12 protein-coding genes are annotated in these 12,237 nt (G+C 65.9%); 7 read left to right on the top strand and 5 right to left on the bottom strand.

The window, feature by feature from the left end:
- Window positions 1-54: 54 nt before the first annotated feature.
- Window positions 55-1,491, bottom strand: a complete 1,437-nt coding sequence (locus QYS36_RS10890; RefSeq protein WP_308839495.1) for a M48 family metalloprotease — start codon at window positions 1,489-1,491, stop codon at window positions 55-57.
- Window positions 1,492-1,601: 110 nt separating this feature from the next.
- Between QYS36_RS10890 and QYS36_RS10885 the strand changes: the two genes are divergently transcribed.
- Complete coding sequence (locus QYS36_RS10885) at window positions 1,602-1,853, top strand: sulfurtransferase TusA family protein (protein WP_308839494.1); 252 nt, start codon at window positions 1,602-1,604, stop codon at window positions 1,851-1,853.
- Window positions 1,854-1,912: 59 nt separating this feature from the next.
- On the opposite strand, the gene QYS36_RS10880 is transcribed toward QYS36_RS10885, so the two are convergent.
- Together QYS36_RS10880 and QYS36_RS10875 are read right to left on the bottom strand one after the other, a co-directional pair.
- Window positions 1,913-2,383, bottom strand: coding sequence for a peroxiredoxin (locus tag QYS36_RS10880; protein WP_308839493.1), 471 nt, complete (start codon window positions 2,381-2,383; stop codon window positions 1,913-1,915).
- A 12-nt stretch (window positions 2,384-2,395) separates the two neighbouring features.
- Complete coding sequence (locus QYS36_RS10875) at window positions 2,396-2,953, bottom strand: glycine cleavage system protein R (protein WP_074883437.1); 558 nt, start codon at window positions 2,951-2,953, stop codon at window positions 2,396-2,398.
- 211 nt (window positions 2,954-3,164) lie between these two features.
- Between QYS36_RS10875 and dapA the strand changes: the two genes are divergently transcribed.
- The 6 genes from dapA to QYS36_RS10845 all read left to right on the top strand — a co-directional run bounded on the left by dapA (window position 3,165) and on the right by QYS36_RS10845 (window position 8,784).
- Window positions 3,165-4,043: a 4-hydroxy-tetrahydrodipicolinate synthase gene (gene dapA / locus QYS36_RS10870; RefSeq protein ID WP_308839492.1), complete on the top strand. Its 879-nt coding sequence runs from the start codon at window positions 3,165-3,167 to the stop codon at window positions 4,041-4,043.
- 17 nt (window positions 4,044-4,060) lie between these two features.
- Complete coding sequence (gene bamC / locus QYS36_RS10865) at window positions 4,061-5,179, top strand: outer membrane protein assembly factor BamC (protein ID WP_308839491.1); 1,119 nt, start codon at window positions 4,061-4,063, stop codon at window positions 5,177-5,179.
- Window positions 5,180-5,333: 154 nt separating this feature from the next.
- Window positions 5,334-6,200, top strand: a complete 867-nt coding sequence (locus tag QYS36_RS10860; protein WP_308839490.1) for a phosphoribosylaminoimidazolesuccinocarboxamide synthase — start codon at window positions 5,334-5,336, stop codon at window positions 6,198-6,200.
- Between the two features lie 135 nt (window positions 6,201-6,335).
- The gene (locus tag QYS36_RS10855; RefSeq protein WP_308839489.1) at window positions 6,336-8,180 is read left to right on the top strand and encodes an autotransporter domain-containing protein; all 1,845 of its coding nucleotides are present in this window, start codon (window positions 6,336-6,338) and stop codon (window positions 8,178-8,180) included.
- A 104-nt stretch (window positions 8,181-8,284) separates the two neighbouring features.
- A complete protein-coding gene (locus tag QYS36_RS10850) occupies window positions 8,285-8,497 on the top strand; it encodes an NAD(P)-binding protein (RefSeq protein WP_308839488.1) in 213 nt (70 codons plus the stop codon).
- 50 nt (window positions 8,498-8,547) lie between these two features.
- The gene (locus QYS36_RS10845) at window positions 8,548-8,784 is read left to right on the top strand and encodes a hypothetical protein (RefSeq protein ID WP_374990443.1); all 237 of its coding nucleotides are present in this window, start codon (window positions 8,548-8,550) and stop codon (window positions 8,782-8,784) included.
- Between the two features lie 77 nt (window positions 8,785-8,861).
- On the opposite strand, the gene QYS36_RS10840 is transcribed toward QYS36_RS10845, so the two are convergent.
- Window positions 8,862-9,572: a response regulator transcription factor gene (locus tag QYS36_RS10840; RefSeq protein WP_308839487.1), complete on the bottom strand. Its 711-nt coding sequence runs from the start codon at window positions 9,570-9,572 to the stop codon at window positions 8,862-8,864.
- Entirely contained in the window at window positions 9,562-12,234 is a 2,673-nt protein-coding gene (locus QYS36_RS10835; RefSeq protein WP_308839486.1) for a sensor histidine kinase KdpD, read from the bottom strand. Before QYS36_RS10835 ends, QYS36_RS10840 begins: the two co-directional genes overlap by 11 nt.
- Between the last annotated feature and the right edge of the window lie 3 nt (window positions 12,235-12,237).

The following is a 12,237-nucleotide window of genomic DNA, read 5'->3' as shown; positions in this document are numbered from 1 at the left end:
CCATCGGCTGCACGGACTATCGGTCGATAGTTGGTGCAGCCGAGTGCTGCGCCATCAGCCGCGCAGCATTTCCTCGGTCATCCGCTTCTCTTCGATCAACTCCTTCTGCCGCGCGTCGATGCGTGAGGCCATCTGGAAGTTGTTGGCCGCGCGACGCTTGGCGAAGTCGAGCTGTTCGATGGCCTGGTTGAAGTCGCCGACCAGAGCGAAATACTCGGCCCGGGCCTGGTGCAGGCCGATGGTATTGCCGCTCAGCCCGCGCACTTCCGCCACCTGATACCAGACATCCGGATCCTTCATGCGCCGCTTGAGCAGGTCGTTGAGCGCCTGTTCGGCGGCAGGGATCTTGCGTTGCTTGAGCAGCAGGTCGATGCGCGCCTGGTTGACCGGGTAATTGTTGGGGTACAGCTCGAGCAGGCGGTTTACCCGTTGCTCGGTGGCCGGCAGGCGATTGGCCGCCGAGTCCAGGCTGATCTGCGCCAGGTTGTAGGTGATGTCGTTGGGCGCCTTCTGCAGCAATGGCGCGAGGATGTCGCGCGCTTCGTCGAACTGACCACCCTTGGTGAGCGCGATGGCCAGGCCGTAGCGGGCGGTGTCCATGTTCGGGTTTTCATCGAGCTGGGCGCGGAAGCGCTTGGCGGCGATGCCGGGGGTTTCTTCGTAGGTCAGCTGCACGCGGGCGCGCATCAACTGGTAGCGCAGGCTGTCTTCGGTACCGCCGCCAGGGAGCTGCTCGGCGCGGTTGCGGGTATCGGCGATGCGCGATTCGGAAACCGGGTGGGTGAGCAGGAACTCCGGCGGCATACGGTCATAGCGGTACTGCCGCATCAGGCGTTCGAACATGCTCGGCATCGAGCGCGGGTCGTAGCCGGCTTTCTCCAGGTTGATCAGGCCGATTCGGTCGGCCTCCTGCTCGTTCTGCCGGGAGAAGCGCCGCTGCTCCTGAATGGCCGCCGCCTGGGTCGAGGCGATGGCGGCGATACCGGCATCACCGGCACCGGCGGCAGCGGCGACGATACCGGCGAGCATGGCCGCCATCACCGGCAGCTGCATGCGTTGCTGGGCTTCCAGGCCACGGGCGAAGTGGCGCTGCGACAAGTGCGCCAGTTCGTGGGCCAGCACCGAGGCGTATTCGCCTTCGGTCTGCGCATACAGGAACAGCCCGCCGTTGACGCCGATGATCCCGCCGGGGGCGGCGAAGGCGTTGATCTGCGGGCTGTTGAGCAGCACGAACTCGAGACGCCGGTCCTGTACCTGGCTGGTCTCGGCCAGGCGGTAGACGCTGCTTTCGACGAAGTCCTTGAGCTGCGGATCCGACAGCTGGCTGACCTGGCCACGCACGATGCTCAGCCAGGCGCGGCCCAGCTGGTATTCCTGTTGCGGAGACACCAGCGCGGAGCTGGCGTCGCCGAGGGAGGGCAGGTCGCTGGCCATGGCCGGTTGTGCCAGCAGGCAGGCGAGCGTCAGCAGGGTGGGGCGCAGAACATTCATGCACAAGGCTCTTGTTGGATCAGTGCCGTACTGTAGCCGGGTGGGCACTTGCCTGACCAGCGCCAGCGGGCCTTGGGTTATGCTGTCGGCCTGCAAAACCGGAGGGTGGTATGAGTGATTTGTCGAGTTGGCAGGGCGAGCATCAGGCCGAGCTGGATGCCTGTGGGCTGAATTGCCCGCTGCCGCTGCTCAAGGCCAAGGTGGCGCTCAATGGCCTGGCCAGTGGCGAGGTGCTCAAGGTGTCGGCCACGGATGCCGGGTCGCAGCGCGACTTTCGGGCCTTCGCGCGCCTGGCCGGGCACGCGCTGCTGCGCGAGGAAAACGAGGGCGGGGTGTTTCGCTACTGGTTGCGTAAAGCGTGATGCACGCCTGACCCTGCACCAACAAAAATGCCGCTCTCGAGCGGCATTTTGCATATGTATCAGGCTTTGTTCAGGGCCTGGGCGGCGGCCAGTACCTCGTCGACATGGCCGGGCACTTTCACCCCGCGCCATTGCTGACGCAGCACGCCGTTCTTGTCGATCAGGAAAGTGCTGCGGTCGATGCCCAGGTATTCCTTGCCGTAGAGCTTCTTGAGCTTGATCACGTCGAACAGGTTGCAGACGCTTTCGTCCTTGTCGCAGATCAGCTCGAAGGGAAAGCCCTGCTTGGCCTTGAAGTTCTCGTGGGTCTTCAGGCTGTCGCGGGACACCCCGACGATCACCGTGTTGGCGGCGGCGAAAGCCTCATGGGCATCGCGAAAGCCCTGGCCCTGGGTGGTGCAGCCGGGGGTGTTGTCCTTCGGGTAGAAGTAGATCACCAGTTGCTTGCCCTTGTGGGCCGCCAGGTTGAAATCACCGCCGGTGGCCGGGGCGCTGAAGTCGGCAACGGGGGAATCGATAGCGATGGCCATGGGTAGGGCTCCTTATGGATTCTGGGGGCGCCAGGGTTCGATCAGGGCATCCAGGTTCAGCGCGTCGGCGAAATCCAGGAACTGGTCGCGCAGCCAACTGATCTGGGTGCCCGCTGGCAGGGTGACGGTCAGCGTGGCGTTGAGCATGGTGCCGCCGGTCTGCGGCGCCTGGTAGGTGTCGCAGGTCAGCGCCTCGAGCTCGACACGGTGGTCGATGAAGAACTGGCACAGCTCGTTGAGGATGTCCGGGCGGTACACCGAGCTCACGTAGGCCACGTAAGGCAGCGCCTGGGGGCGGACTTCCTGGGCGGCGCTGCGGATCACGTTGGCGGTGAACTCGTGCTTCTTGGCCAGCGCAGGCAGGCCGGCTTCCAGCCGCGCCAGGGCATCCCAGCTGCCGGAAATCTGCAGCACCAGCGCACTGAGCTCGCCGTGGCGGCTCAGGCGCGTGCTGATGACCGCGCAGCGGTTTTCATGGCTGGCCCGGCACAGCACATTGGTCAGCTCCATGGCATTGCTGCCGAGGGCGCTGATGACGAGAAATTGTTCGCGAACTGGGGGGGTGGACATGCAGCCTTCCTAAACGTTGAACGCCCGGCGCTATAGACAGCGCCAAACAAACTCGCAGGGTAGCGAAAAGCGCCCGCCAGGGGAATGACCAGATATGCTCGGCCGTGCTGCCGAGCGCGCGTAATGCCGGTAACTACAGCCATCTGGTCGCTTGTGCAAGGCTGGTGGCGCCAGTACCATTACCGCTCTCTTTTTCGGCAGGAGCGGTTGCATGATTGCGGGCAGTATGGTGGCACTGGTCACGCCCATGGATGCGCAGGGTAATCTCGACTGGGAGGCCCTGAGCAAGCTGGTGGATTTCCACCTGCAAGAGGGCACCCATGCCATCGTCGCGGTCGGCACCACCGGCGAGTCGGCGACGCTCGATGTCAACGAGCACATCGAAGTCATCCGCCGCGTGGTGGATCAGGTCGCCGGGCGCATCCCGGTCATCGCCGGCACCGGCGCCAACTCCACCCGTGAAGCGGTCGAGCTGAGCCAGAATGCCAAGACTGCCGGTGCGGACGCCTGCCTGCTGGTCACCCCGTACTACAACCGGCCGACCCAGGAAGGCCTGTACCTGCACTTCCGCCATATCGCCGAAGCCGTGGCCATCCCGCAGATTCTCTACAACGTGCCGGGCCGTACCGCCTGCGACATGCTGCCGGAAACCGTCGAGCGGCTGTCCAAGGTCGACAACATCATCGGCATCAAGGAAGCCACCGGCGACCTGCAGCGTGCCCGTGACATCCTCGACCGTGTGGCCCCCAGCTTCCACCTGTACTCCGGCGATGATCCGACTGCGGTGGAGCTGATCCTGCTCGGCGGCAAGGGCAATATTTCGGTGACCGCCAACGTGGCGCCGCGGGCGATGAGCGATATGTGCTCGGCAGCCATGCGCGGCGAAGCGGCGATCGCCCGGGCCATCAACGACCGTATGATGCCTCTGCACAAGAACCTGTTCATCGAAGCCAACCCGATTCCGGTGAAATGGGCCCTGAATGAAATGGGCATGATGGCCGACGGCATTCGCTTGCCGCTGACCTGGTTGAGCCCCCGTTGTCACGAACCGCTGCGTCAGGCCCTGCGCCAGTCCGGTGTATTGGTCTAATCGAGGAATTACGACGCATGAAGCGACTGGCCGGACTTTCCGCACTTGCCCTGATCATCACCAGCACCAGTGGCTGTGGCTGGATCTGGGGCGAAAATGGCTACTTCCGCGACCGCGGCAGTGACTACCTGACCGCACGGCAGACCGCGCCGATGCAGCTGCCGGCCGACGTCCAGGCCAAGCGCCTCGACCCGCTGCTGCCGGTTCCCCAGCAGATTCGCGACAGCGACGCCAAGGGCGAATACGAAGTGCCGCGCCCACAGGCGCTGGCCGTCAGTGACAACGTCAGCGAGTTCAGCCTGCAGAACAGCGGCGACTCCAGCTGGCTGGTCGCCCAGCGCGTGCCGGCCGAGGTCTGGCCTGGTGCTCGCCAGTTCTTCGAAGACGGCGGCTTCCGCATCGTCGACGAACGCCCGCAGACCGGCGAATTCAGCACTGACTGGCAGCGTTTCGACGCCCTGTCGAGCAGCATGCAGAGCCGCCTGGCCGGCCGTGTCGGTGGCCTCGACAGCAACACCGAAACCCGTGTGCATGTGCGCCTCGAGCCCGGTGTGCAGCGCAATACCAGCGAAATCTTCGTGGTCACCGCGCAGCGTCCGGCCGGCAGCAACGCCGACGTGCCGTTCACCGAGCGCAGCGTCAACAAGACCCTCGACGCCGCGCTGCTCGACGAGCTGCAGGCCAGCCTGACCCGTGGTGTGGAGCAGGGTGGTTCGGTTTCGCTGCTGGCCGGCCGCGACTTCGATGCGCCAAACCGCGTAGCCCTGTCGCAGGATGGCAACGGCAACCCGGTATTGAACCTGAGCACCGATTTCGACCGCGCCTGGTCCGGGGTTGGCCGTTCGCTGCGCATGGCTGACCTGCGCGTCGATGACATCAACCGCACCCTCGGCGTCTACTACGTCAACCTGGCCGAAGGCCCGCAGCGCACCAACGAGAAGCCGGGCCTGTTCAGCCGCATGTTCGGCGGCTCGGAAGACAAGGACGCCGTCGAGGCACGCGCCGAGCGCTACCAGGTTCGCCTGACCGCCGTGGGCGACACCGTGCAGGTGACCGTCGAGAAGGACATCAACACCGTGGCGCCGGCCGAGGTGGCCCGCCGGGTGCTGGGCATGATCCAGGAGAACCTCGGCTAGGCATTCCTGGCACGTGGTTGGCGATAGGCGAAACCCCATGGGGTTTCGCCTTTTGTTTTCACAGGCAGGCGTTTTCCTGCCGCCCATACAGCCGTGGCGCGTCTGCTTTGACGCCATGCGGCGCGACTTTTCCGCGACGAGGCGCTAGCTCGACATGACCACACCTTCCCTGAGCCTGAAAAAGATCTATTCGGGCAAAGTCCGCGACCTCTACGAGATCGACGACAAGCGCATGCTGATGGTCGCCACCGATCGCCTGTCGGCCTTCGACGTGATCCTCGAGCAGCCGATCCCGGAGAAGGGCAAGATCCTCACCGCCATCTCCAACTTCTGGTTCGACAAACTGGCCCACGTGGTGCCCAACCACTTCACCGGTGACCGCGTCGAAGACGTGGTGCCGGCAGCCGAGCTGCCGCTTGTAGAAGGCCGCGCGGTGGTCGCCAAGCGCCTCAAGCCGGTCGCCGTGGAAGCCATCGTGCGCGGCTACATCGTCGGCTCCGGCTGGAAGGAATACCAGAAGAGCGGCACCGTGTGCGGCATCGCCCTGCCGGCCGGCCTGAAGGAAGCGGCCAAGCTGCCCGAGCCGATCTTCACGCCGTCGACCAAGGCCGCGGTGGGCGACCATGACGAGAACATCAGCTTTGCGCAGTGCGAGGCGATCATTGGCGCCGAGCTGGCTGCCAAGGTACGCGAAACCTCCATCGCCCTGTACAGCGCGGCGGTGCAGTATGCGGCCAGCCGCGGGATCATCATCGCCGACACCAAGTTCGAGTTCGGCCTCGACGAAGACGGCACCCTGACCCTGATGGACGAGGTGCTGACCCCCGACTCCAGCCGCTTCTGGCCCGCCGACAGCTACGCCGAAGGCAGCAACCCGCCGAGCTTCGACAAGCAATTCGTGCGCGACTGGCTGGAGTCCACCGGCTGGAACAAGGAGCCGCCAGCGCCGGCCGTACCGGCCGACGTCGCCCAGAAGACCGCCGACAAGTACCGCGAAGCGCTGACCCGCCTGACCCGCTGATCACGTATTGCCAGCAAACGCCGCCGTTACCGCCAGGTAACGGCGGCGTTTTCGTTTTTATCCATCAGGCTGCGCTTGCATCGAACACTGGCTACATTTGTCGAGCGGTTCACTCCAATAATAAAAGGACTTGCCATGCAACCCTTCCTCACGCCGCTCGCGGCTGCCTGTCTGCTGGCCAGTGCCAGCTCCCTTTGTGCCGCGCCATACAGCGGCCTCTACGTACTTGGTGACAGCCTCAGTGATGCCGGGTGGTTTGCCGATGCCGATGGCCCGGCAGGTGCGACCACTCGTTTCACCAACCGTACCGGCCCGACCTACCAGGATGGCAGTGGTGAAGTATTCGGTGAGGTGTCACCCATGCTGCTGGGCAATGCACTCGGGCTGCCGGGCCCCGGCCTGGGCTCGGCCAATACCGTGGACGGTGGCAACAACTGGGCGGTCGGCGGCTACCGAACCGATCAGATCCTCGGTGCCATCACCGGGCCCGGCGGTTATCTGCAGTCCACGGGTGGCCGAGCCGACCCCAACGCCTTGTACTACCTGACGGGCGGCGGCAACGACTTCCTGCAGTTTCAGGTCATCGATGGGCCCAGCGCGCAGGCCGCAGCGGGGCGCCTGGTGGACAGCGCCGAGGCGCTGCAACAGGCGGGCGCGCGCTACATCATGGTGTGGGTGCTGCCGGACCTCGGCTTGACGCCGAACTTTTTCGGCAGCCCGCTGCAGGGGCAGGTCAGCGCATTGGGCGCAGCCTTCAACAGCGAGCTGGTGAGTCAATTGGCAACCCTGGACGCCAATGTGATTGCCTTGAACATGCCGCTCTACCTCGCCGAAGTGGTCGGTGATCCTGGCCGCTACGGCCTGGTGGCCGATCGCGCCACGCTAATCGGCACCTGCTTCGCCGGTTGCAGCAACCCCAACCCGATCTTCGGGCTCAATGGCAGCACACCGGACCCGACGAAATTGCTGTTCAACGACGGCGTTCACCCGACGATTGCCGGCCAGCGCCTGATTGCCGACTACGCCTACTCGTTACTGGCCGCCCCCTGGGAAGTCACCCTGTTGCCGGAAATGGCCCTGGGTACCCTGCGTGGCCATCAGGATCAGCTGCGCGCCCAATGGCTGGCGGATTGGCAAGCCTGGCAGGCGGTCGGTCAGTGGCGCACCTTCGTCAACGGAGGCGGCCAACGGCTGGACTATGACCGCTACGGCGGCAATGCCGATGGCAATGGCTACAGCCTCAACTTCGGCGCCAGCTATCGCCTCGATGAGGCCTGGCGGGTTGGCCTGGCGGCCGGGCTGCAGGAGCAGAATCTCGAGGCCGGCGCGGCGGATTCCGATTACAACCTGCGCAGCTACATCGGCACGGCGTTCGCCCAGTACCAGCGCGATCGCTGGTGGGGCGACCTCTCGGCCAGCGCCGGGCGCCTGCAATACGACGACCTGAAACGCAAGTTCGCCGCCGGCCCGGCCACCAATGCGGAGAAGGGTGACACCGAGGGTACGCTGTGGGCCGTCAGCGGCCGTATCGGCTACGACATCGCCCAGCCAGGCAGCCAGTGGCACCTGAGCCCCTTCATCAGCGCCGACTACGTGCACATCGATGTGCACGGGTATCGCGAGAAAGGCCAGCGTTCCACTGCTCTGGGCTTCGACGACCAGACGCGCAAGTCCAGGCGCCTGGGGGCCGGTCTGCAGGGGCTGTACGACCTGAGCCCGCAGACCCGGTTGTTCGGCGAGCTGGCAGTGGAGCGCGAATACGAGGATGACCCCACCGAGCTGCGCATGTCGCTGAACAGCCTGCCGGGGATCGACTTCGAACTGCCTGGCCATCGCCCGGATGACCGCAGCCTGCGCGGCCACTTTGGTGTCAGCCAGCGCCTCGGTGACGGCCTGTCACTGCGCGGCAGCTACAGCTACCGACACGCTGACGATGAACGCCAACATGGCTTGAATCTGGCGGTGTCACTGGATATCTAGCGCCGCAGCGGCAGTTTTGCCTCGCGTGGGCGGCGGAGTAGCAGGCCTCATCCGCGCGACGCAGGGTGCTATCGTCACCGCCATAGCAGAGAACGAGTATCCGGATGAGAGTATTGATAGTGGGCGGCGGTATCGCCGGCCTGGCCGTGGCCAGGGCCCTGCAACTGCAGGGCTTTGGCGCCGACCTGATCGAACACAGGGCTGATGTTCCACAAGCCGGGACTGGCCTCTACCTGCCGGGTAATGCCGCCCGGGCCTTGCAGGCCCCGGGGTTGCTGGGCTCGATTGCAGCGCTTGCCATGCCGATTGCTACCTGATCGGCGATGCGGCGCATGCCTCGTCCCCGAGCATGGCGGAGGGGGCCGGGATGGCGATGGAAGATGCGCTGGTCCTGGCTGAAACCCTTGGCAGCGCCTCGAGCATCGGCGAGGCGCTCGCCGAATACACGCGCCGACGCAAGCCTCGCGTCGACTGGGTGCAACAGCAATGCGTCGCGCGGGACAAGCTGCGCCGGCTACCTGGCTGTGGCCGTGCCATCCTGTTGAAACTGGCAGGCAACCGTCTATACAGGCGCAGCTACGCGCCTTTGACGAAACCCCTTTAGCCGCCGTTTGCCAACGCGCCGATCGACGACGGTCGTGCGCGCGAGGGGCTTGCTGGCAGAGCAGGGCGCAGGCCTGGCTAGGCCGGTTGCGCGATGAATCGCAAGCCCACCCCCGGCTCGGTTGCCAGCCAGCGCGGCGCTGCGGCGTTGTCACCCAGCCGCTGGCGCAGCTTGCCGACCAGCACCCGCACGTAATGCAGATCGTCGTCGTGCGCCTTGCCCCAGATCTCGCGCAGGATCTGCGGCTGGGTCACCACCCGACCGCTGTTCTTCAGCAGCAGGGCCAGCAGCGCATATTCCTTGCGCGCCAGTTGCAGGCGTTCGCCACGCAGCAGCACGTCGCGACGGCCCAGGTCGATGTGCAGCACACCATCGTCGTAGACGGTGGCCACGCTCTTTTGCGCATCGTTGTGGCGCAGCAGCACGCGGATACGCGCCATCAACTCGCGGGTGCCGAACGGCTTCGTCACGTAGTCGTTGGCGCCGGCGTCGAGGGCCGCCACCTTTTCCGTTTCGGCATCGCGCACGGTGAGCATGATGACCGGCACTGCGCTCCATCCACGTAGCTGCTGCAGCACCTGATGGCCATCCATGTCCGGCAGCCCGATGTCCAGCAGGATCAGGTCGGCGCCATCCTGGGCCAGGCTCTGCAGGCCGCTGTGGCCGTCTTCCGCCTGGCGAACCTCGTAGCCCTGGGCGCGAAGGCTGATGTCCAGCAGGCGCCTGATTTGCGGTTCGTCGTCGATGACCAGGATGCGTGCCTGGGTGGAGGAGGGTTCAATCGCCACTGTCGATCACCTGCTGTGGTGCATCCGGCTCGGTCAGCGGAATGCTCAGGCGGATCAGCGTACCGCGCCCGCCCTCGCCGGCAAAGGCGCTGACCACGCCACCGTGGGCGCCGATCATGCCCTGCGCGATGGTCAGGCCCAGGCCGGTGCCCTGTTTGCCGCTATCGCCGCGCTCGATGCTGTAGAACATGTCGAAGATGCGGCTGCGCTCGTGCTCGGCGATCCCCGGGCCGCGATCCTGCACGTCCAGTTGCAGCTTGCCGTCGACCTGGCGGGCGAAGATGTCGATGCTCTCGCCGGGCGGTGAGAACTTGGCGGCGTTTTCCAGCACGTTGAACAGGCTTTGCTCGACCAGCGCCGGGTGTACCCAGAGCGGCGGCAGGTCGCTGTCCAGATGCAGGTCGATGCGCACCTGCGGACGGTAGCGATGCAGGCGCCCGGCCGCCGAGCCGACCAGCTCGTCGACGCCGATCCAGTCGCGGTGCAGGGTCAGTCCCTCGTGGCCGAGCCGGGTCATGTCCAGCAGGTTCTGGATGTAGCGGTCCAGGCGCTCACCTTCGAGCTGGATGGTCTGCAGCAGGCTGACACGGTCCTCTTCGCTCATGGCGTCGGCGTAGTCGATCAGGCTGCTGGCCGAGCCCATCATCGCCGCCAGCGGCGAGCGCAGGTCATGGGACACCGAGGACAGCAGGGCGGAGCGCAAGCGCTCGGTCTCGTTATTGACCCGGGCGGTTTCCAGGTCGGCCACCAGTGTGGCGCGCAGTGCGGCCTGGGCGATGTCCTCGCAGATGGCCTCGGCCAGACGACGACTCTGCGTGGGCAGTTGCTTGAGCGGGGCGTCGTGCAGCAGGCCGACGACGCCGATCACTTCATCGTTGCCCAACAGCGGCAGGCACCACCAGCGCGCACCAGCCAGGGTGTCGGTGTAGCGGCCGGCGGCTTGGCCATGGAGCCGCGCCCAGTCGGCGGCGGCCTTGTCGATCTGCGCCAGCTGCACGTCGGGCGAGTTTTCCTGGCGCTCGCCGACCTTGACGGTGACCAGGGCGCCGAACGAGCGCTCCAGGCAGCTGCGCCCGGCCTGCAGCACCTGGGTGAGGTCCGCCGCGGCGTTCAGTTGCCGGCCCAGGTGATGCAGCACGGAGGCCTGGTTGTTGGCGGCGCGCAGGGCCAGGATCTGCATGCGCAGCTGCGCGGCCAGGCGCCCCGCCACCAGCGCCGCCACCAGGAACAGCAACACCGTGGTGATGCCCCAGGGCGCGGAGATGTACAGGGTGTAGCGCGGCTCGATGAAGAAGAAGTTGTAAGCCAGAAAACAAAGTATCGCCGCCAGCACGGCGGCGGTCATGCGGGTGCGCGCCGCGACCATGACCACGGCGACGATGAAGATCATCGACAGGTCGGCCAGGCCGACCCATTGCTCGGCCATCCAGGCCAACCCGGTAGCGATGGCCGCGGCGGTGCACGCGTACGTCGCATCCCGCCAGGACAGCCAGCGCGCCGACACACTGGGGCGCTGGCGCGCGCGGGCCTTGGCACGGGCCTGGGCAGAGCTGACGATGACCAGTTCGTAATGGGCGCCGTGCTGCAGCAGGCGCTGGGTCAGGGTACGGTTGAACATGCGGGCGATGGGCCGCTCACGGCTGCGCCCGACCACCAGGGTGGACACCCCATCGTGGGCGGCGTGGTCGAGAAGCGTATCGGCGATGGCATTGCCATGCAGCACCTGTGTGTCGGCGCCCAGATTACGCGCCAGGACGAAGGCACGGTCGAGTTCGGCCTGCCTGGCCGAGTCGATACGGCCGGCGCGCTGCACCGTGACCACGCTCCAGGGCGCGTCACGGCGTTCGGCAATGCGTCTGCCGGCACGCACGAGGTATTCCGAGTTGCCGCTGCCATCGATGGCGACCAGTACCCGGCGGCGCAAGGCAAAGCCACTGATGCCCTGCGCGGTTTGCGATTCGCGCAGGTGATCCTCGATGTGGTCAGCAGCCGTCTGCATGGCCAGTTCGCGCAGCGCCGCCAGGTTGGGCGCCGAGAAGAAGCTCTGCAGCGCCTGTTCGGCCATGTCGGGCAGGTAAATCTTGCCCTGGTGCAGGCGCTCGATCAGCTCGCCCGGCGGCAGGTCGACCAGGCGGATGTCGCGCAGACGGTCGAGTAGCGCATCGGGCACCGTCTCGCTGACCCGGATGCCGGTGATGCGGTGCACGATGTCATTGAGGCTTTCCAGGTGCTGGATGTTGACCGTGCTGTAGACGTCGATGCCGTTGTCCAGCAGCTCCAGCACGTCCTGCCAGCGCCGTTCGTGGCGGCTGCCTGGGGCATTGCGATGGGCCAGCTCGTCGACCAGGACGATGCGTGGGCGGCGCTGCACGATGGCGTCCAGATCCATCTCGTCCAGCCTGTGCCCCTGGTACTCGACCTGGCGGCGTGCGATCAGCTCGTGGCCATCGAGCAGCGCCGCCGTTTCACTACGGCCGTGGGTTTCCACCACGCCGATTACCAGGTCGACACCTTGTTGGCGCAGCTCCCGGGCGCGGGAAAGCATGGCGTAGGTTTTGCCGACACCAGGCGCCGCTCCCAGAAACAGCGTCAGGTGGCCGCTGCCCTGCCGGCGCAGTTCACCGGCCAGGGCATCGGCACGTGCTTCACGGTTTTCCTGCATACC

This window comes from Pseudomonas sp. G34 (assembly GCF_031119625.1).
Classification (GTDB): Bacteria; Pseudomonadota; Gammaproteobacteria; order Pseudomonadales; family Pseudomonadaceae; genus Aquipseudomonas.
The sequence above is the reverse complement of the archived record's forward strand: the minus strand, read 5'-3'. Positions and strand labels throughout refer to the sequence as shown.